This window comes from Myxococcales bacterium (assembly GCA_016717005.1).
In the GTDB taxonomy this organism is placed as follows: domain Bacteria; phylum Myxococcota_A; class Polyangia; order Haliangiales; family Haliangiaceae; genus UBA2376.
On record JADJUF010000038.1, the window covers coordinates 230,111 to 250,922 of the forward strand.

At 71.8% G+C, this 20,812-nt stretch carries 17 protein-coding genes and 1 pseudogene; 12 read left to right on the top strand and 6 right to left on the bottom strand.

Going from position 1 to position 20,812, the window contains the following annotated elements; translation table 11 throughout:
• Positions 1-42: 42 nt before the first annotated feature.
• Complete coding sequence (locus IPL61_30050; protein ID MBK9035453.1) at positions 43-1,401, top strand: hypothetical protein; 1,359 nt, start codon at positions 43-45, stop codon at positions 1,399-1,401.
• 22 nt (positions 1,402-1,423) lie between these two features.
• Here the strand turns inward: IPL61_30050 and IPL61_30055 are convergent, their stop codons facing one another.
• Positions 1,424-2,716: a hypothetical protein gene (locus tag IPL61_30055; protein MBK9035454.1), complete on the bottom strand. Its 1,293-nt coding sequence runs from the start codon at positions 2,714-2,716 to the stop codon at positions 1,424-1,426.
• Between the two features lie 66 nt (positions 2,717-2,782).
• On the opposite strand from IPL61_30055, the gene IPL61_30060 reads away from it, so the two are divergent.
• The 7 genes from IPL61_30060 (at position 2,783) to IPL61_30090 (ending at position 11,374) form a co-directional block, all read left to right on the top strand.
• Entirely contained in the window at positions 2,783-3,088 is a 306-nt protein-coding gene (locus IPL61_30060; GenBank protein MBK9035455.1) for a DUF971 domain-containing protein, read from the top strand.
• Complete coding sequence (locus IPL61_30065; protein ID MBK9035456.1) at positions 3,085-3,750, top strand: nitroreductase family protein; 666 nt, start codon at positions 3,085-3,087, stop codon at positions 3,748-3,750. The genes IPL61_30060 and IPL61_30065 overlap by 4 nt, the downstream gene beginning before the upstream one ends.
• 32 nt (positions 3,751-3,782) lie before the next feature.
• The gene (locus IPL61_30070) at positions 3,783-5,231 is read left to right on the top strand and encodes a PEGA domain-containing protein (protein ID MBK9035457.1); all 1,449 of its coding nucleotides are present in this window, start codon (positions 3,783-3,785) and stop codon (positions 5,229-5,231) included.
• Between the two features lie 292 nt (positions 5,232-5,523).
• Complete coding sequence (locus tag IPL61_30075; GenBank protein ID MBK9035458.1) at positions 5,524-7,041, top strand: PEGA domain-containing protein; 1,518 nt, start codon at positions 5,524-5,526, stop codon at positions 7,039-7,041.
• Positions 7,035-8,408, top strand: a complete 1,374-nt coding sequence (locus IPL61_30080; GenBank protein MBK9035459.1) for an FG-GAP repeat protein — start codon at positions 7,035-7,037, stop codon at positions 8,406-8,408. Before IPL61_30075 ends, IPL61_30080 begins: the two co-directional genes overlap by 7 nt.
• A gap of 3 nt (positions 8,409-8,411) precedes the next feature.
• Positions 8,412-10,361, top strand: a complete 1,950-nt coding sequence (locus IPL61_30085; protein ID MBK9035460.1) for a serine/threonine protein kinase — start codon at positions 8,412-8,414, stop codon at positions 10,359-10,361.
• Positions 10,358-11,374, top strand: coding sequence for a rhomboid family intramembrane serine protease (locus IPL61_30090; GenBank protein ID MBK9035461.1), 1,017 nt, complete (start codon positions 10,358-10,360; stop codon positions 11,372-11,374). The genes IPL61_30085 and IPL61_30090 overlap by 4 nt, the downstream gene beginning before the upstream one ends.
• Positions 11,375-11,473: 99 nt before the next feature.
• Here IPL61_30090 and IPL61_30095 read toward each other — a convergent pair whose 3' ends face one another.
• The 5 genes and pseudogenes from IPL61_30095 to IPL61_30115 form a co-directional block, all read right to left on the bottom strand.
• Positions 11,474-12,103, bottom strand: coding sequence for a hypothetical protein (locus IPL61_30095; GenBank protein ID MBK9035462.1), 630 nt, complete (start codon positions 12,101-12,103; stop codon positions 11,474-11,476).
• Positions 12,104-12,292: 189 nt separating this feature from the next.
• Positions 12,293-12,916: a 2OG-Fe(II) oxygenase gene (locus IPL61_30100; GenBank protein ID MBK9035463.1), complete on the bottom strand. Its 624-nt coding sequence runs from the start codon at positions 12,914-12,916 to the stop codon at positions 12,293-12,295.
• Entirely contained in the window at positions 12,913-13,551 is a 639-nt protein-coding gene (locus IPL61_30105) for a hypothetical protein (GenBank protein MBK9035464.1), read from the bottom strand. Before IPL61_30105 ends, IPL61_30100 begins: the two co-directional genes overlap by 4 nt.
• Positions 13,552-14,016: 465 nt before the next feature.
• Complete coding sequence (locus IPL61_30110) at positions 14,017-14,373, bottom strand: ATP-binding protein (GenBank protein MBK9035465.1); 357 nt, start codon at positions 14,371-14,373, stop codon at positions 14,017-14,019.
• A gap of 1,957 nt (positions 14,374-16,330) precedes the next feature.
• A pseudogene (locus IPL61_30115) lies at positions 16,331-16,867 on the bottom strand (DUF4157 domain-containing protein).
• Positions 16,868-17,135: 268 nt separating this feature from the next.
• Here IPL61_30115 and IPL61_30120 point away from each other — a divergent pair.
• The 4 genes from IPL61_30120 to IPL61_30135 all read left to right on the top strand — a co-directional run bounded on the left by IPL61_30120 (position 17,136) and on the right by IPL61_30135 (position 20,812).
• Positions 17,136-17,306, top strand: coding sequence for a tyrosine-type recombinase/integrase (locus IPL61_30120; GenBank protein MBK9035466.1), 171 nt, complete (start codon positions 17,136-17,138; stop codon positions 17,304-17,306).
• A gap of 373 nt (positions 17,307-17,679) precedes the next feature.
• Positions 17,680-18,315 carry a hypothetical protein gene (locus IPL61_30125; protein MBK9035467.1) on the top strand — a complete coding sequence of 212 codons (636 nt, stop codon included), beginning with the start codon at positions 17,680-17,682 and terminating at the stop codon, positions 18,313-18,315.
• Between the two features lie 423 nt (positions 18,316-18,738).
• Positions 18,739-19,653, top strand: coding sequence for a hypothetical protein (locus IPL61_30130; protein ID MBK9035468.1), 915 nt, complete (start codon positions 18,739-18,741; stop codon positions 19,651-19,653).
• A gap of 634 nt (positions 19,654-20,287) precedes the next feature.
• A complete protein-coding gene (locus IPL61_30135; GenBank protein ID MBK9035469.1) occupies positions 20,288-20,812 on the top strand; it encodes a hypothetical protein in 525 nt (174 codons plus the stop codon).

The following is a 20,812-nucleotide window of genomic DNA, read 5'->3' on the forward strand; positions in this document are numbered from 1 at the left end:
GTCGGGAGCCCGTCAGCGTCGGCGATCGCGTACCATCGCGCCGTGGGGCGAACGCACCGGCTGCGCGCACGGCTCGTCACGTTGATCATCACGGGCGTCGCGGCCGGCTGCGGCCGGGGCGACGGGGGTGGCGGTCGGCCACCGCCCCCGACCGCGGGCGCCGTCCTCGACGCGGTCGCGGCGCCGCCGTCAGGCGCCGCCACGACCCCGGCACCCCTTGCGGCGGCGGCCGCCGCGGGCGGACCGGCCATGACCGAGCAGCTCGCGCCCGACTTCTACCGGGCGTCCGGCGGTCAAGCGACGTTCATCGAGCCGCGCCTGCCCGACGATCAGCGCTGGCAGCGGGCGCGCACGCGCACCGCCGACGGCCTGGCGATCCGCTACACGCTCGTCGACGGCGCTCGCCGCGCGCAGATCGAGGTCGGCTTCCCGGCGCCGCCGGGCCAGGCGGTGACGTCGCAGGCGCTGGCCGAGGGCGCGGCGCGGGCGCTGACGCAGACCATGCCCGGGGCGCGCGCGCTCGGGGGGCGGTCCTGGATGCTGCCGGGCGGCGCCGCGGCGGAGGTCCGGCTCGGTGCCGAGCTTGGCGGCGCGCAGATCGTCGCGCTGGTGACCGCGATCGTCGACGACGGCGCCGTGGTCACGGTCAACGTGTTCGCCCACGCCGAGCTGCTCGCGGCGCCGGCGGTCAAGGCGGTGATCGACGCCGTCTACCAGGGCGTCCGGGTCGGCGGCAGGGTCCTGCGCCCGCCGCCGGCCGCGCCGGGGGCGGCGCGCGCGGGCGCCTACGTCGGCCTCGGCAACCGCCTCGGCGAGTACTACCTCCGCATCTTCGATCCGCGCGGCTACGTCTACGACGACGACGCCCTCGACCTCGATCTCGACGCGCGCTACCAGCGCGCCGACGGCAAGGTCGCGCGCTACCGCGCCACCGCCGACGAGGTCCGGGTCACCACCGCCGCGGGCGCGGCCGGCGACACCCTGACCGTGCGCGAGGACGCCTTGATCCTCGGCCGCTACACGCTGTGCCCCGTCGCCGCCACCGCTGGGCTGACCCTGGCTGGCACCTGGGCCTCGACCTCGTTCACGTCCACGGTCGGGCCGATCGACGCGTTCAGCGCGACGACCTCGTCGCGCTACACCTTCACTGCCGACGGGCGCTACGCCACCACCGCCACGGCGTCGGCGACGCTGAGCGCCACCGCGACCGGGGCCCAGGGCGTCGCCGCCGGCGATCACGACGACGATCAGGGCCGGTACGCGCTCGAGGACGGGCACCTGGTCCTGACCACGGCCGGCGGCGCGACCTCGCGCCTGCCGTTCTACCTCCGCGCCTGCGGCGGCAAGCCGTCGATGGCGGCGCTGATCATCGCCGGCGCGCTGTACCTGCACGAGGACTGATCGCCAGGGCGCGTCGCCCCGCTCAGGGCACGCGGCCGGAGTTCACGTCGAAGCCGGGCCGGGCCATGATCGGGGCGAGGTCGACGGCCTCGAAGTTCGACGCGGCGACCGACTGCACCTGCGTGAACGTCGCGTCGTCCCACGCGGCGCTGGGATCGCCGGTGACGTACATGTCCGAGCCGCCGTCGGCGATGTACATCCCGTAGGTCTTCATGGCCTGGAGGATGGCCTTGGCCTGGACGCCGTAGCCGGCGGGGATCGCGAAGCTGGCCTTGAGGCGGAACAGCTGGCCCATCGGCGGCAGGCTCATCGAGGTCGTGCCGTTGTCGGTGAGGTGGCGGGCGGGCCAGACGTAGCCGACGCGGATCTTGTTCGACTGGATCGTGAAGCGCAGCGCGTGGCGGATCGTGCCGGTCGACGCCTCGTCGGCGCGCAGCAGCAGCGGCAGGATCGGGAAGCCGGCGGCGTCGGCCGAGGTCCAGTCGGCGGGGCGGAGCGCGTTCGAGCGCAGGTCGAAGCCGGCGGCGCCGAAGATGTTCCAGACGCCCGCGGCCGGCGCGTACGCGTGGTAGGCCTCCCACAGCCAGCACGCGTCGGTGTCGACGACGAGGATGTGGTGGTCGCCGTAGGGCTGCTGGTTGGCGGCGCTGTTGACGCCGCCCTCGACCAGGACCGTCGCCGGGATCGGCAAGGTCGGCGTCGGCGCGGCGGCGGGCGTGCACGGGCGGGCCAGGGTGTGGGCGGCGCCGACCGCGCAGTCGCTCTCGGGCCGCGGGTTCCAGCTCAGGCCCGGATCGGTCGACACGAACGCCACCGTCGGCCAGGTCAGCTGCGCGCCGCGCACCAGGTTGAACGGGATGCCGTAGTAGTCGGCGGCCTGCTGATCGGTCTGGGTGCCGAGGTCGAGGTGCAGCCGCCGGGTCGCGCCGATCGTCGCGATGAACGCGTCGCTCTGCGGGTGCGCCGGCAGCGCGTCGATGGCGGTGTTGAAGACGTGATCGACCGGCAACAGCGGGCAGCCGCCCAGCGTCGGGCCGACCGCGGCGACGCAGGTCGTGGGCGTGTCGCGCACGAAGCCGCCGTCGCACTGGCACAGCGGGGCGCCGCCGACCTCGCCGCAGGTGCCGTGGCCCGAGCAGGTGACGCCGGCGCACACCGCCGACGGCGCGTCGAGCGGCTGCGGGCCGTCGGGCGGGCCGCCGTCGCACTGGTCGAGCGGCACGCACGGCGATGTGCCGGTGTCGATCGGGCCGCCGTCGTCACCACCGCAGGCCGCGAGGCCCAGCACGACCCACGCGATCAAGGCTGTCCGCATGGCCGGATGATGCCCCCGCCGCCGCGCGCGCGTCCATCGCGGACGATCCCTGCTATGACGCCGGTCATGCCCATGCCCCTGGAGATCGTCGGCCTCGGCCAGCCGGAAGTCCGCTTCGTCTGGGACGAAGGCGACGAGGACGTCTGGACCGCGCGCGCGCTGCGGATCATGTGCACCTGCGCCCACTGCGTGTCGGAGGCCACCGGCGAGCAGCTGCTGGATCCGTCGACGATCGCCACCGACATCACCGTCGCGACCATGAACCTGGTCGGCAACTACGGCCTGTCGATCGCGTTCTCCGACGGCCACTCGACCGGCATCTACCGCTGGAAGGCGCTGCTCGCCAACCGCCCGACCCCGGCCGCGTCGTGACCCTGGCCGACCTGCACGCGCTCCTGGCCAGCCGGGCCAGCGTGCGCGGGTTCGCGCCGACGCCACTGCCGCGGGCGCGGCTCGAGGCGGTGTTCGCCGCCGCCCAGCGCGCGGCGTCGTGGTGCAACATCCAGCCGTGGCGCGTGGTCGTGACCGATCCGCCCGCGACCGAGCGCGTGCGCGCGGCGCTCGTGGCCGCGGCCCGCGGCGCGATGCCGGGGCCCGACCTGCCGTTCCCGCTCGACTACCCCGAGCCCTACAGCGCCCACCGGCGCGCGTGCGGCGGCGCGCTCTACGGGGCGATGGGCATCGCCCGCGACGACAAGGCCAGCCGCTACGACGCCTGGCTCCGCAACTTCGCGCTGTTCGACGCGCCCCACGTCGCGATCGTCTCGGTCGATCGACGGCTGGGGCCGTACGCGCTGATCGACGTCGGCGTGTGGCTGGGCACGCTGCTCGCGGCCCTGGCCGCCGACGAGATCGCCGCGTGCCCGATGGCCTCGGCGGTCGCGTACCCCAAGGCGCTGCGGGCCGAGCTGGCCATCCCCGACGAGCACCAGCTCCTGTTCGGCGTCGCGCTGGGCACGGCCAGCGCTGCTCCGGCCAATGCCTGCCGCACGACCCGGGCGCCGATCGACGCGAACGTGACGTTCGTCGAGTAGGGCCCCGGGCGAGGTTCGGCTATCCTGCGCACATGTCTGCGCGCCTCGCCCTCGTGTTCGTGTTCCTCGCCGCGCTCTCCGGCGCCGCGCTCGCCCAGCAGCCCGACGCCCTGGTCAAGGCGTCGACGCTGTTCGCCGACGCCCAGAGCCAGTACCTGGCCAAGAACTTCGACGGCGCCGCCGAGGGCTTCAAGCAGGCCTACGAGGCGCGGCCGCAGCCGCAGTTCCTCTACAACGCCGCGGCCGCGTACCACATGAAGGGCAAGAAGACCGGCGACGTCGGCGCCTACGAGCTGGCGGTGCAGTACTACCAGAAGTACCTCACGTCGGAGCCGACCGCCGAGGACAAGCCCGCGGTCGAGAAGTCGATCGAGATCCTGGGCAAGGAGATCGCGCGCCTCAAGGCCGCTGCCGAGGCGGCCGCGGTCGCGGCCGCGGCTGCGGATCCGGCGGCGCCGCCGCCCCCGCCGCCCGACCTGACCACGCCGTCGGCCGAGGTCGCCGCCCTCGGGGACGTCGTGACCCGGAGCCTCGTGGTGATCGAGACCGAGCCCCAGGGCGCCAACATCTACCTCGACGACAAGAAGAACGGCGTGTTCGCGCAGACGCCGTGGTCGGGCTCGCTCGACGGCCAGCACAAGATCCTGATCGAGAAGCGCGGCCACAAGTCCAAGGACGCGGTGATCGCGCCCGACCCCAACCGCCTGGTGGTCCTGCAGGTGGTCCTGTCCGAGGAGGACTACCTGGGCTGGATCGAGATCAAGGCGAACATCCCGGGCGCGCTGGTCTACTCCGACGACAAGGCCGCCGGCCCGATCGGCAAGACCCCGTACTCGGGCAACTTCAAGCCGGGCAAGCACAAGATCTGGATCGCCGCCGACGGCTACGACGAGTACGCCGAGGAGATCGAGATCGTCGCCGGCAAGACCCACGAGGTCGCCGCCAACCTGCGCGGCGCGCCGGTCGGCTACCTGAACATCCGCGGCGCCAACCTCGATCGCGCCAAGGTCAAGGTCGACGGCGCGGTCGTGTGCGAGCGCGGGCCGTGCCGGACGCCGGTCCGCGAGGGCAAGCGGACGATCGTCGTGTCGCGCAGCGGCTTCAAGCCGTACCGGGCCCGGCTCGAGCTGCAGGCCAAGACCGAGCTGACGGTGACGCCGAACCTGGTCAAGCGGCCGGGCCGCACCGACGCCGTGGTCGCGTACATCTTCACCGCCATCCTCGCCGGCGGCGCGACCGGCGCGTACATCTACGCCAACGGCCTCAAGGTCGATGACTCGCTCTACGACAAGCGCGACTACGTCAAGTACGGCGCGTACGGCGGCTGGGGCCTGGCCGGCGTGGTCGGGCTGTCGGCCATCTACTACACGTTCCGCGACAAGGGCCCGCCGTCGACGGGCACGGTCGACGTGAAGGCGCTGGCGCTGACGCCCACGGTCGGCTCGGACTTCGCCGGCCTGTCGGTCGGCGGCGGGTTCTGACCTTCCAGAGGGCCTGTCGCCAGGCCCTCCCCCGTCGAGGGCAGCGACCAGGCCCCCACCCACGACGCGAGACTCCCGGCGCGCGCACCAGTGCGCGACCGACGAGCGGACACGCGCTGAGCTTCCAGCGGGCCCAGGCTCCCCATCGGGGGCAAGCGCCGATGACGGGTCCAGCCCTGGGCCCGCACCTGGCCGGACCTACGTCACACCGGGGCGGGGCAGGTGGCGCCGAGCCACGGGCCGGGATATTCTGTCCGCCACTCTCGACCCTCGGTCGAGCTGAGGGCCTGGCATGAGACTACGTATCCTATTGCTCGTCACGATCGCGCTCGCGCTGGTCTCCCCGCGGCGCGCCGCCGCCCAGGGCGACCCCTGGAAGGCCGCGCAGGCCGCGTTCAGCCAGGGCGAGACGTTCTATCTGTCCGGGAAGTTCGACGACGCGGCGGCGTCGTTCAAGAAGGCGTACGAGGCGCGGCCGATGCCGCAGTTCCTCTACAACGTCGGCGCCGCCTACCACATGAAGGGCAAGAAGGCGTCGGAGCCCGAGTCGTACGACAAGGCCGTCGACTACTACACGCGGTACCTGACCGAGAACAAGGAGGCCAAGGACCGCGACCACGTCGAGAAGGTCATCGAGGTGCTCAAGGCCGAGGCCGAGCGCCTGCGGGCGGCGGTCGCGGCGATCGCCGCAGGTGGCGGATCCGACGGCGGCGTCACCGGCGCCGGCAACCCCGACGGCGGCACCGGCGCGGCGCCGGTCGCGATCGGCCCGTCGGCCGAGGTCGAGTCGCTCGGCGACGTGACCTACCGCGGCCTCGTGGTCATCGAGAGCGAGCCCCAGGGCGCCAACGTCTACATCAACGGCAAGGAGAAGGGCCCGTTCGCCCAGACCCCGTGGTCCGGCTCGATGGACGGCGAGTTCCAGTACCTGGTCGAGAAGCGCGGCTACAAGAGCAAGGAGGGCCGCACCGCGGCCGATCCGACCCGGCTCCTGCTGCTGCAGGTGGTGCTGTCCGAGGAGGACTACCTGGGCTGGCTCGAGATCAAGAGCAACGTGCCGGGCGCCAACATCTTCCTCGACGACCGCGCCGTCGGCGCGATCGGCAAGACCCCGTTCTCGGGCAACTTCAAGCCCGGCAAGCACAAGGTCTGGATCGAGGCGGACGGCTACGAGACCAGCGAGCACGACATCGAGATCATCGCGGGCGAGGCGGCCGAGATCGCCGCGCAGCTCAAGGGCGCGCCGGTCGGCTACCTGTACGTGCGCGGCCCCGGCATCGAGTCGTCGCGCATCTACCTCGACGGCCAGCTCCTGTGCGAGCGCGGCCCGTGCCGCAAGCCGGTCAAGGAGGGGCGCCACAAGGTGTCGGTGCGGCGCTCGGGCTACAAGTCGTACTCGGCCACGATCGAGGTGCAGGCCAAGACCGAGATCAACCTGAAGACCGAGCTGGCGAAGAAGCCCGGCCGCGGCGACGCCATCGTGGCCTACGTCTTCAGCGGGCTGTTCGCGGGCGGCGGCATCTACCTGGGCCTCGAGTCGCAGAAGCTCGAGCAGGAGCTCAAGGACGCCATCGCCGCCGGGACGCCCCCGGTCGACCAGAGCGATCCGCGGTTCACCCGCGGCAAGTACTTCGCGATCGGCGCCAACGCGGCGTACGGCGTCGCCGGCCTGCTGGGCCTGGCGGCGATCTACTACACGTTCCGCGAGAAGGGCCGCCCGTCGGTGGGCGTGGTCGACGTGCGCGCGCTGGCGCTGACCCCGAGCATCGGGCCGAACTACGCCGGCCTGTCGATGGAGCTGCCATGGTGACCCGCTCTCGTCTCGCGCTCGGCGCCGCCGGCCTGGCCCTGTGCGGCGCCGGCGCCTGCAACTGGACCACGTTCGACGATCTCGCCAGCGACGTCTGGGTCGAGCGGGTCAACAACCCCGGCGACTCGCGCCAGTACGGCGTCGCGATGGGCGCGATGCCGCTGACGGCCGAGACGCTCGACGGCCAGGGCGTCAACCTGGTCGTGCTCGGCCGCGCCAAGCTGATGCTGTCGACCCTGCGCTACGGCGCCGACGGCAAGCACGCGATCGCCTCGGTCGGCGGTCAGTCGATCCTCCCGGCGTTCATGTTCGACGACCTGCCGGCCAAGCCCGCGTTCGCCGCCCACCCGACCGAGCACCGGTTCGCGTTCGGCAGCCGGACCGGCAACCTGCTCAGCGGGCAGGCCTTCATCGCCGTGATGTCCGGCGACGACCTGGGCCTGGCGGTGGCGCCGGGCCGCGTCTTCAACGGCGCCAACACCGACCTGGGCCTGCTGCCGCCGACCGGCATCGCGTTCGCGACGCTGCCCGACGCCGGCGGCTTCACCAACGACCCGACGCTGGGCGAGCTGGTGGTGGTGCGCGGCACGCAGATCGACGTGCTCTACGACTACGAGAACTCGGCGATCACCGACGCCGGCACCTTCGCCGAGTGCACCCAGACCACCAACCGCGCCACCGAGACCTCGTTCGAGGCGGCCGTGGCCGACATCGAGGGCGACGCCGATCCCGAGATCGTGGTCGGCCAGGGCCCGCGCTCGAGCGCCGACGGCACGACCTCGGAGATCCGGATCTACCAGGTCGCCAACGTCGTCAAGTCGATGTCGACGGTGATGCTGCCGATGCCCTGCGACGCGCCGACGACGACCTTGTCGGTGCCCGCGATGGACGGCGGCTTCGCGATGCTGACCGCCCGGTTCGATCCGGCCGTGCCCCAGGCGGCGCTGGTGTACTCGGCGCCGAGCATCAACACGGTCTACGTGCGCCTGCCCGGCGCCACCGATCCGATGGCCATCACCGTGCCGATCACCGGGTCGACCTTCGGCTACGCGCTGGCCGCCGGCGACCTCGACGGCGACGGCGTGCCCGAGCTGGTCATCGGCGCCCCCAAGTCGGACATCGACGGCACCGCCGACGCCGGCGGCGTCTACATCTACCGCTACGCGGCCGGCGCGTTCACGGCGGTGACGACCGAGCCGCTGGCGGTGGCCAGCGCCAGCGCCAGCGACCAGTACGGCCGGAGCCTGGCGATCGGGCCCTGGGGCCGGTCGGGGCAGAACGTGCTGGTGGTCGGGGCCGAGGGCAAGGTGTTCACCTACTTCCGCCTGCCGGGGCTCTACGACGACGACGTGCGGACCGGCAGGTAGCGTTTGCCGCAGTTCTGGTGCCCGAGCTGCCATCAGTTCTATAGCGAGACGGGCTACTGCCCGTTCGACGGCGCACGCCTATCGATCCCGCCGGAGGCGATCTCGTATCCGGTCCGGGCGGTGTCGGCCCACGAGGAGATCGACGCGGCCACGCTGGCGCTGCAGGCGGCCGACCAGAACGCCGCCTACGATCGGCTGATCGGCCTGACCCTCGACGGGCGCTACCTGATCGAGCGCAAGATCGGCGAGGGCGGCATGGGCGTCGTGTTCGCGGCGCGGCACCTGATCATCGAGCGGCCGCTCGCGGTCAAGGTGCTCAAGCGCGAGGTCGCGCGCGACGCCAGCACGATCAAGCGGTTCGTGCAGGAGGCCAAGGCGGCGTCGCGCATCGGCCACCCCAACATCGTCGACGTCACCGACTTCGGCACCACGCCCGACGGCCTGACCTACTCGGTGATGGAGTACGTCGACGGCAAGACCCTGTCGGCGGCGATCAAGCTGTCGGCGCCGATGTCGGCCGATCGGGCGCTGTCGATCGCGGCGCAGATCGCGCAGGCGCTGGGCGCGGCCCACGACAAGGGCATCGTCCACCGCGACCTCAAGCCCGAGAACGTGTTCCTGATCAACCGCGACGGCCGGCGCGACTTCGTCAAGATCGTCGACTTCGGCATCGCGAAGGTCACGCCGCTCGACGCCACCGGCGCGGTCGCGCCCGGCAGCGAGGGGCCGCGCCTGACCCGCGCCGGCGCGGTCTTCGGCACGCCCGAGTACATGGCGCCCGAGCAGGCGGCCGGGCGCGGCGACACCGACGGCCGCGTCGACGTCTACGCGCTGGGCACGATCCTCTACGAGATGCTGACCGGGCGGGTGCCGCACAAGAGCGAGAGCATGGTGCGCACGCTGGCCATGCAGATGCTCGACACGATCGAGCCGCCGTCGAAGGTCCGCCCCGACCTGACCTTCGACGCCGAGGTCGAGGCGGTCGTGATGAAGGCGCTCGCGAAGAAGCGCGAGCAGCGCTACGCGACGATGGGCGAGTTCCTGGCGGCGATGACCGGCGCGGCCCACGGCGTCGACCTGGCGCAGCCGGTGTCGACCAGCGTCACGGCGCGGTCGCTGGCCGGGGGCGTGCTGCAGGCGATGCCGCCGGGCATGGCGTCGTCGCCCGACGCCACCACGGTGCAGCCACGGACCGCGCGCGACTCGGCGGCGCCGCCGTCGAAGCCGCCGCCACCGCTGGCGCCGACCACCGCCACCGGCGACCTGCCGCGCTACACCAACCGGTCGCTGGCCGATCCGGTGTTCGTGGCGTCGGCGACCCAGGAGCCGCGGGTCACGCTCGATATCCCCGAGGATCCAGCGGCCCCGACGGCGGCGCCGAAGCGGTGGCCGTGGGCGGTGCTCGCGGTGCTGGTCATGGGCGGCGGCGGGGTCGGGGCGGCGCTGTTGCTCAAGAAGAGCGCGAGCGTGCGCGGCGAGCCCGACGCCGGCGAGCGCCGCGCCGACGCGCGCACGGTGATCGAGTACGACCTCGACGGCGGCGTCGAGGCGCCGACCGACGCGCGCGCGCCCGGGCCGGGCCCGGGGCCGCGGCCGCTGCGGGACGCCGCGGTGGCGGTGACGGGCGTCGACGCCGGCGTAACGTCGTCGCGCGACGCCGGGCCGACGGTGATGGGCCGGACGCCGACCGCGCGCGGCAACGTGGTGATCGAGGTGCTGACCCGCCCCGACGGCGGCATCATCTACGAGAAGACCCACTACCGCGGGCCGGCCGGGGTCCACCTCGAGGAGAAGAAGGGCACGAAGATGCGCGTCAAGTGCACGCTGCCTGGCTACCAGCCCGGCTACGTCGACCTGGTGTTCGACGGCGAGACCGAGGTCACGATCTGCATGATGAAGCGGCTGCCGTGCGTGCCCGGGCTCAAGGATCCGTTCCAGGACTGCCCCGAGTGAGCCGGCCGGGCCCGCAGGCGTGGCTGACCTGGGTGCTGATCGGCCTCAACGTCGCGGCGTTCGCCGCGACGATCGCGCTCGGGCTCGACCCGATCAGTCCCGACTCGCTCCGGTTGTACGAGCTCGGCGGCAACCTCGGGATCAAGACCCTCGACGGCGACTTCTGGCGGCTGGGCAGCTCGATGTTCCTGCACGCCGGCCTGCTGCACCTGTCGATGAACATGCTGGCGGTGCACGCGGTCGGACGTCAGACCGAGGTCGTCTACGGCCGCGCCGGGATGCTGGCGATCTACGTCGTGGCCGGCCTGCTCGGCGCGCTGGCCAGCGCGATGCGCGGGCAGGCGGTCTCGGTCGGCGCCTCGGGCGCGATCTTCGGGCTGTTCGGCGCGTTCGCCGGGTTCCTGCTGCGGCACAAGGGCAAGCTGGCGCCGGGCGCGGCCGAGGCGGCGCTGCGCAACATCGCCTTCGTGATCGGCATCAACCTGTTCATCAGCCTGTCGGTCAAGGGCATCGACATGGCGGCCCACGTCGGCGGCCTGGTCGGCGGCTTCGCGACCGGCTGGGCGCTCGAGGCGCTGCCGCGGGCGTGGTCGATGATCCGCCGCGCGCTGGTGATCGGCGTGCTCGGCACGCTGGTGACGACCGGCGCGACCTTCGTGGTGCCTGGCGGCAAGCCCAACGTGCCGGTGGTGGTCGAGGAGTTCCTCGCCGCCGAACACAAGGTGATCAAGCGCTGGAACCAGCTCGGCGGCGAGCTGGAGGCGGGGCGCATCAACGAGGATCAGTTCATCGAGACGATCGAGCGCGAGCTGTTGCCGATCTGGCAGACCGGGCGGCGGACGCTCGAGCAGGGCGGGCTCGACGAGCGACACTCCTACATGCGCCGCTACGCCAAGATCCGCGAGGACGCGCTGGTCGGGATCGTCGCCGCGCACCACGCCGGCGACCTCGCCGCGCGGGACCGGCACATCGCAGCGTTCAAGCATGCGGAGGAGGCGGCCAAGCTGAAGTAGCTGCGCGGCCGCGGCCGGTCAGTACCAGGACCGGACGCCCGGCAGGTAGCGCAGCGCGCCGACCGGCTCGCGCGGCCGAGGCCGGTCAGTCCCGGCCGGTCAGTACCAGGACCGGACGCCCAGCAGGTAGCGCAGCGCGCCGACCGGCTCGGTCTCGAGGCCGAGCGACGCGGTCCAGTCGTGGGGATCGTCGGCGGCGCGGGTGGCGGTCGCGACGACGCGCACGCCGATCATGTAGCGGGAGTCGCCGCGGGACGGATGGCGCAGACCCCACGGCGCGCGGTAGCCGTAGGCGATCGCGCCGGTGACGCGCGTGCCGTCGGTGCCGGCGCGGGCGATCAGCACGCCCTCGCCGTCGTAGAAGAACAGGTTGAGCTTGGCCGGCACGGCCGCGACCATCAGCTCGCCGCCGATCGCGATCGCGCCGTCGGTGCGGGCCTCGATCCACGGGCCGAGCCGCAGGTCGCCGCCGCGGCCGATCGGCAGCGTCAGGTCAGCGCCGACGCCGGCCTCCCAGCCGCCCTCGGGGCCAGCGGCCGGGCTCGGGGTGCCGAGCGCGCGCTGCGTCGGCGAGGTCGTCGTCGTCGTCGTGCCGTACGCGACCCGGATCCAGGTCGACCACTCGGCCACCGGGCGGTCCGGGCGGGCCGGGCGCGGCGGATCGTCGTCGGGCGGCGGCGGCGGGTGGGCCAGGGCGGTGCCGGCCAGGGCGGCGAGCGCGGCCGTCACGAGCGCGAGTCGTAGCGAGACCATCGCCGGTGAAACGCGCCGCCCGACCAAAGGATCTGCCCGTGCGCCGGGTCACGCGCCCGCGGGGCCGCGGGGGCTCGACGCGTGTCACGTACTGGCCGAGCGCCGATCCGCGCGCCGGGCGTCTCGTGTCGTAGGTGTCGCGGATGGGGCGCCGGGCGGCGCGCCTCAGAAGAACCAGCCGGTGATCGCGCGGCGCTCGACGTCGGTGGTGAGGATCGGCACCTGGTGCAGGTGCAGGTTCGAGAGGCTGCTGACGTCGAACAGATCGAGCGTGTTCCAGCCCGGCGCCCGGCGCTCGCGCACGACGGTGCGGCCGTCCTCGACCGCGAGGAACTCGAGGTGACCGCCGAGCTCGGCGGGCCAGGTCGTGTCGGTGAGGCCGAGCACGTAGGCGCAGCGGCGCGCGCGGTCGTAGTCGTTGTGCGGGTCGATGAAGCTGCCGCGCCGGAACAACGTCGACATCAGCGCGCGATCGCGCGGCGGGATCAGGCGCATGCCGGTGATGTCCTCGACCAGCGCCCGGCCGTCGACCCACCACCAGCGCGCGAACTGACACCAGACGTGGTCGCAGTTGTCCTCGGGCGGGCTGGTCAGCGCGCCGTACTGGAACGCGAAGTCGGGCGCGGCGGCCGCGATCAGCGGGTGGGTCAGCTCGGCGATCGCGTCGCGCACCGTCGTGACCACGTCGTCGGCCAGGACGCCCTCGATCCGGAGCGAGCGGTGCGTGCGCCACGCGGCCGCGGCCTCGGCCCGGACCGCGCGATCGGTCCAGCGCGGGGCCAGCCTCACGCCGCCTCCGGCGCCGGGCCCAGGAGCGTGCGCAGCTCGAGGCGCTCGACGTGATGGGTGATGACCTGCACGTGGCGCGCGACCGCGGCGTCGGCCAGCTGCACCGTGCCGGCTGGCACCAGCGCGGTCCAGGCCGTCCCGCCGGCGCGATCGCGGCGGGTGTCGTGGCCGCCCCAGGCGGCCGGCCAGGTCTCGCCCGCGAGCGACACGGTACAGACGACCGTGCCGGGCTCGGCGTCGAGCGCGGCGTCGGTCCATGAGCCCTTGCGGTAGCCGATCACGCGGCACGTCGTCGGCGCCAGCGCCACCAGCGGACGCTCGCACACCAGGGTCGCGAGCCGCGGCAGCACCTCGTCGAGCACCGGCACCAGCCGGAACAGCGGCTCGAACAGCTGCGGGTCGCGCACCGGCGGCACCGCCAGGTCGTGGGCCCAGATCACCTCGCCCGGCCGCTCGATCGCCACCAGCGGCAGCCGGCGCAGGCCGACCAGCAGCTCCGCGGCCAGGCCCGGGGCCAGCACGTCGTCGAGCACCGCCACGCCGAGCGCGCGCCACGCTCGACGCGCGTCGTCGAGATCGCCGGGGTCGTGCCAGCGCGGGGCCAGGCCCGCGAGCTCGCCATCGGCTGCGCTCATCGGCCCGAGCCTAGCGCACGACCCGGCGGCCGCGCACGCTCCGGGCATCATCGCGCGCGTCGGCGAGGTGCCGCGCCGTCACGCGCACGCGCGGTCCGGGCTCGCGGTCGTCCGGCGCGCCGATTGCGGTGCGACGATCCGCAAGGCGCCGCGTCCGCGCGGATCAGACGTCGCGGTGACGAGCGGGCGCCCAGGCCGATCCGATCGTCGACGCCGGTGTACCCCCGAAACGTCATTTTCGTTGGGGACAGAATCCGTGGTCTCAACACGCCGTAATCAATCAGGTTTGTGGGCGCTACCGCGTCAAGGCTCCGGGCTAACCGAAAAACTACTTGATTACGATAGCTTGGAGGCTTCGGTGGGGCTGTGATGCTGACGCGGTGATGCTAAAAGGCTCTTTGGTTCCAGCGTGTTGGGACCCGGGAGCCGGTCCCCGGAACAGACGGGGGCTGAGCGATCGCCTAGTTAGCTGAAATCACGGGACGCTCGGACCGTCGTGGACCGGCTGAGGCCGCTGATTCGTTCGAAGTTGATCAGTGGCGTGGGCCTACAGCGGTTGTTGATCGCCTGCGCGATGGCCTTCTCGGAATCGTCGGCCTCTTTGGAGGTCAGCGGGTTGTAGGTGAGGACCTGACTGCTCCTGTCTTCCTGCGCGCCGATGAGAATCGTGCCGCCAAGGTGATTAGCGAACGCGGCCACGTCCTTGGCCTTCTCATATTCGATGTGCGACAGGCGTTCCTTGAGGTCCCAGAGTGCGTGTTCTGCGCCCCTCTGCGCCCCCGCCTGATGGCGGCAGCGGCGTTGCGGCGGTGGCCGGAACAAACCGTGGCATTGAACCAGCGTATACCACATTGCGTCGGGACGCGATGGGAGTCCCAGTCGCAATATGCTGCCTCGGCCGCAATGTGACGGCCGAGATGGTCGACGCGGTCGACGCTCCACCGCCGTGCTGAGCGCGTCGGCACCGGCGGTCACCGTGGTGCGTCGGAACGTCCGAGACCAAGGTGAGCGGCGACGAGCTTGCGCTTGCGCCGGGGTATCCAGTCGCAGCGAGCCGCCCTGTCATGGCGTCTCCAGCCGCATCAAGTCGGCGAGGGGAGGCCGGTGACCCAGAGTTCATACCGGCGCTTTCTCGAAGGTTGGAGCTCGAAGCGGAGCGGGACCCGGTTGCGATCACCCGGCAGCGTCAGCGCGCGCTACGCTGAGCGAGGCGCTCGAACGCGCGGGGTCCTGGTGCGTCAGCGCCGGCGCCGCGGACCGGAGGGGCGGTGATGGGCGAGCTCGCGGGCGCGGCGAACGTCGGCGTGCGGTGGGTGGGCTGGTGGTCCGCGTGATGTTACTTTTTGTCGAGCGCTGCGCCCAGCTTCTTGGCGAACACTGCGCCGCACCAGCGGCCGTCATTCTCCAGCGGATCGTCGCGGTAGGCCTGGATGGCCTCCCAGATCTTCAGCCTGTAGCCCTGGATGTCCTTCTCGTGCTCCTCGATGGCGTCGAGGATCTTGGCCTGCCACTCCTCGCCGTTCATGGTCTTGGCGATCAGGAAGGCGTCGACGTCGGCGATCGCGTCCCGGGCGAACTTGATCTTCAGCTCGAGCGCCGCGATGGCGCGGGCTAGGACCAGGCCCTCTTCGGAGTCCTCGTCGATCTTCTCGACCAGCAGCTCGAGCTTGACCATCTCGGGCTCGAGCTTGCTCAGCTGCAGCTTCTCCCGCTTGTACCAGGCGATCAGCACCTTGGGGTCGCCCTTGTCCTGCGAGTAGGCCTCGAGGAACGACCACTTCTCCTCCTCGTGCGCGAGGTGCTCCTGCGCCAGGCTGATCATCGCCTCGAAGGCGTCGGCGAGCTTGGTGTTCTCGTTGGCCTCGTTCATCTCAGGGATCTTTCCGTCGAGGAGCTTGGCCTCGCCGAGCTGGTTGCCGCCCAGCGCCAGCGACTCCTTCTGCTGGGCCGTGCGCGCCGCCTCGACGATCGGCACCGGGATGCCGAGCTCCTCGGCGATCTGGTCGTCCTGCTGACCTTGCTGGATGCGGGCCATCGCCGCCCGCCAGTACTGGTCGGCGTGACGCAACTCGTGGACCACGAACTCGGAGAGCTTGACCAGGTTCTCGGGGGAGAACTTCATCTGCAGGTACTTGGGATCGACGTAGATCTCCCAGATGTCCTCGTGGAACGAGGCGTCGGGCGACGACTCGCCGAGCTGCTCGCTCTGGGTCAGGATGTCCTGCAGCGACATGAGCTGGATCGGCGGCATCCCGGGGTAGGCGCTGATCAGCTGCACGACGATGCAATCGAAGGCGGTGGAGACCCACTGATCGCCGGCCTCGGCGATGGTCGTGACCTGCTCGGCGACGCCCTGGGCGGCGACGCCGAGGATCTCCGGGTTGGCCATGCCGTGCTCGAACGCCTGCTTGGGCCCGCCCTCCTCCTTGGTGCGCTCGTTCTTGAGCTCGCCCTTCTGCGCGCCTTTCTGCTCGCCGGTCTCGCCGACCTCGATCAGCTTGTTCCCGCCGACGACGTCGAGCTGGCGCTTGCGCTTCTTGTCGGTGCCCTCGTCGGGCTCGTCGACGAAGTCGAGGTTGTCGGCAGGCTCGTAGAACACCGGCCCTTCGTCGAAGGCCACGGTGTAGCCCTGGCCCATCAGCGCGACGATGTACCCGAGCCCGGCGCTGCCCTGCACGCGCCGGCCGACGTACTGCTCCTTGTTGGGATCGATCTTGCGCTGGATCGCCGCCGCCGCGCCGCCCGGCGTGCTGATGGCGCCGGCGCGCGCGATGTCGCCCCGCGCCGCGGCGGCGCCCTGCGCATCGGCCTCGGCCTCGAGCTCGGCGTCGCGGTTGATGGCCGCGTCCTTACCCTGCGGCCCCGGCTGCACCCGGCCCTCGCGCTGCTGCACGACGTGCGCGAGCTCGTGGCCGAGCAGCTCCTGGCCGGCAGCGCCGTGCGGATCGTAGGCGCCGGGGGCGAAGTGCAGATCGGCGCCCTGGGCGTAGGCGACCGCGCCCAGCCCCGCCGCCTCGCCGCCCTCGTGGACGCGGACGTCGGAGAAGTCGGCCTGGAAGGCCCGCTCCATCTTGGCCTGCACCACCGCGGGCATGGCGTTGCCGCCGCCGTGGGGCGGCCCGTCGGCGAACCAGAACGGCACGCTGGCGTCGGCGGCGGGCGGCCCCGGGGCGACCGCCGCGGGCCCGGGTGCGGCCGCGGTCGCCGACGGCTTGCACTGGATCGACGCGGTCATGGTGCGCTTGCCGGGCGCGATGCCGCTCGCTGGAGCGTCGTGGTCGGCGCGCGGATCGAGCACATGGTGGGCGTAGGACATGCTTCATGGCAGCACGCGGCGGCGCCACGACCGATGTCACGGCGATGTCACGGCGCGGCGAGCACGCGGGTGATGACGTCGCCGACCGCCCCGCGGAATCTCCGACGGGCCACTCTTCTTGACTCGTCGACCTGCCGTGACCTGTCACCGATGTCCTGAACGCTCGTCCACGTCACCGAGGAGGCCCTCCGCCTGGTCTGTCGCCACGCCGGCATATGCTCCCCATCGGCTGGCACGCCTGCGCCACACCTTCGCCTCCCACCTCGCCATGCGCGGCGTCTCGACCAAGACCATCCAGGAGCTCCTCGGCCACGCCAACCTCAAGATGACCATGCGCTACGCCCACCTCATGCCCGAGGTCCGCCGCGACGCCGTCCTGCTGCTCGACCAGCGCGCGCCAGTGCGGGCCGCAGGCGCGAGGGCGCGGTCGCCGCGGTAACTCGGCGGCTGCGAAGCGCCGCTGCCAGCCAGGTGCGGTCGGGCCGTGGACGCGCTGCGCTGCGGGGCGGTTGCGCGGTGTCCACGAAGATGGATCAACTAATTCACCCCGTAGGGGTCAATGGCGAGGACCCAGTCGACGCTCATTCGGAACATTCGTTGCCGCGAGACTGCCTCGACGGGGGAGGGGTGCGCAGCCCGATCGCGGAACCTGCACAACACCTCCCTGGGGTCACCGCGACTGCCGCGCGGAACTTCGGCGACTTTCGTCACGATCGCGGCCGTGCTGGCCGCCAATCGTGGGGTGTAGTGCCAGCCGGGCGCTAGTCTTGGGGGGACCGCGATCCGCGGTCCCCTGCTACCAGGACATCACCATGCGTCGTCTGCTCGTGCTCGTCACGTTCCTCGCCTTCTCTGGCGCCTGCACCGACGACGCGTCTCCCCTGTCTCCCCCTGCTACACGCATCGAGACCTCGTGGTCCTTCATGCGCGGCACGCAGCGCCTGAGTTGCGAGGAGGCGATGTACGACGCCGTCCGCATGACCGCTGTGAACAACGCGACCGGCGCGACCTTCACCAGCGACGTGTTGCCCTGCGCCGACGGCATGTACTTCCTCCCCGTCGAGGGGGGCGAGTACCAGGCTACGCTCGAGGCACTGGTCGGCACCGAGGGGGGCTTTGATCACGCCGAGCAGGTCGTCGTCGTTCCCGACCACGCCACCTCCGTCGCCGATTTCGTCGTCGAGGTCTCGGCACCAACTGGCCGCGTCCGCGCCACCTGGGTCGGTTCGTGCGCGACCACGCCCTCGGTTCGCTTCGACATCGCCGGCCACGGCTCGACGTCCGGTTCCTGCAGCGCCCACGAGGTCACCACTGCGCCTATCCCCATCGGCGTTGGCACCGCTCGCCTCAACTTCATCAGTGGGGGCATCGAGCAGTTCTGGGCCGACTACGACTACGCCCTGACGACCCGGGGCCAGCTCCTCTCGCTCCCCGCCGTCCAGATCTGAGGAGCAGGGGTACTGTCGCGTGGGCGGATCGTTCGAATTGGTCGCTCCATCTTGCGTTTCCGCGGCGCCTCTGCTATCAAGTAGGTATGCTGGTGGCGGGTACGGATCGGGTGCGGCTCTTCTGGAACGGACGGGAGCGATTCGCTTGGGCGGGCAGCCGAGCCTCGTCGAGCGCGTCGATGACACACGCCGTCGTTCCTCGCTCGGCGTTGAGCCCCAGTCTGATCTGCCCGGGCGCCAGCCTCGCCGACCCTCACTTGCCGCCTCGGTGCGTTCGGGCGCGCCACGCCATGGGGACGTATGCGGAATGAGACGCGTTTTCGTTGTTTCAGAAGACCCACACCCATTTGCTTCACCGCAAGGGAATGTTCTGATGGCCCACTGCTGCGAAGCGCGGGGACCAACTCAACCGCGGCGACGCGCGTGGCTGCCGCCTGCGTCGCGCTGCTCGCGTGCATTGGCGGTCCCGAGCGCCCCAAGCGGCTCGCGTCGGCGGGCAAGGGCGCGAAGCTGCTCGCCGCCGCCGACGGACGCGTGTTCTGGGTGCGCGGGAAAACGGTGAGCTGGTGGGACCCTACGCGCGGCGAGGCGCGTGACCTCGCGGTCGAGGGCGCCGACTGGGCTTCGCCCGCCGGCGTCGCCGCCGACGCGAGCGGGCTGTTCTTCGTGCACCACGATCGGCTGGAGCACCTTCAGATCCCGCGCGAGGGCACCAAGGCGTTCCTCCGCACCCGCCTCGCGCCCGAGCATGCGAACGGCGTCGTGCGCGACGGCGACTGCGCCTTCGTCCTGAACGGCGACGTCGAGTGCCGCGGTCACGGCACGATCCTCGGGTTCGCGCTCGCCGACGGCGCGACGTGCCCGACCGCCGACGTGCCCGCTAATGGCCTGCAACCGCTCGCGTTCGCGGGCGACGCGAGCCGCTTCTACTGGACCGACACCGGCTGCGGCGAGCGCGCGTCGCCGACGAGCGGCATCTCGATGCTCGAACGGGCCAGCGGACGCGTGACGCGGCTCGTCCCCAACGAATGGGGCCCCGAGCTAGTGCTCGGCGCGCGCGGCGTCTACTGGCGCGGCAGGGCCGGCATCCGCCGCGTGTCCCCCGACGGTCCGCTCGATGTGCAGACCGAGGTCGCCGGCACCGTGCACGCGTTCTCCATCGTCGGCCGCACCATCTACTACGCCGCCGACGACGGTATTCACTGGGTCGCCGAGACCGGCGGCCGCGACCGCCTCGTCGCCGGGACTGCCGGCGTGCGCCAGTTCGTGGTCGGCCCCCGCCACCTCTACTGGATCTCGCCGGACGATGACATCGTCCGCGCGCCCCGTCCCCACTGAACCATGGCTAAGCGCAAGATCCGCAAGCGCCCGGTCCCGCCCGCGCCACACCTTCGCCTCCCACCTCGCCATGCGCGGCGTCTCGACCAAGACCATCCAGGAGCTCCTCGGCCAACCTCAGCCAGCCCAGCCACCCGCTCACAGCCAGGGGGCCGGCGCGGGGGCGCGCGACCCCGCGAAGCGCCTGCCAGCCAGGGGGGGGCCGGGACGGCTGCCTGCGGGCGGTTGCGCGGTCCAGGATCAACTAATTCACCCCTGAGGGGTCAATGGCGAGGACCCAGTCGACGCTCATTCGGAACATTCGTTGCCGCGAGACTGCCTCGACGGGGGGGGGTGCGCAGCCCGATCGCGGAACCTGCACAACACCTCCCTGGGGTCACCGCGACTGCCGCGCGGAACTTCGGCGACTTTCGTCACGATCGCGGCCGTGCTGGCCGCCAATCGTGGAGTGTAGTGCCAGCCGCGCGCTAGTCTTGGCGGGACCGGGATCCGCGGTCCCCGCTCCCCTACTACCAGGACATCACCATGCGTCGTCTGCTCGTGCTCGTCACGTTCCTCGCCTTCTCTGGCGCCTGCACCGACGACGCGTCTCCCCTGTCCCCCTGCTACACGCATCGAGACCTCGTGGTCCTTCATGCGCGGCACGCAGCGCCTGAGTTGCGAGGAGGCGATGTACGACGCGGTCCGCATCACCGCTGTGAACAACGCGACTGGCGCGACGTTCACCAGCGACGTGCTGCCCTGCGCCGACGGCATGTACTTCCTCCCCGTCGAGGGGGGCGAGTACCAGGCTACGCTCGAGGCACTGGTCGGTACCGAGGGGGGCTTTGATCACGCCGAGCAGGTCGTCGTCGTTCCCGACCACGCCACCTCCGTCGCCGATTTCGTCGTCGAGGTCTCCGCACCAACTGGCCGCGTCCGCGCCACCTGGGTCGGTTCGTGTGCGACCACGCCCGCGATTCGCTTCGACATCGCCGGCCACGGCTCGACGTCCGGTTCCTGCAGCGCCCACGAGGTCACCACTGCGCCTATCCCCATCGGCGTCGGCACCGCTCGCCTCAACTTCATCAGCGGGGGCATCGAGCAGTTCTGGGCCGACTACGACTACGCCCTGACGACTCGGGGCCAGATCCTCTCGCTCCCTGCCGTCCAGATCTGA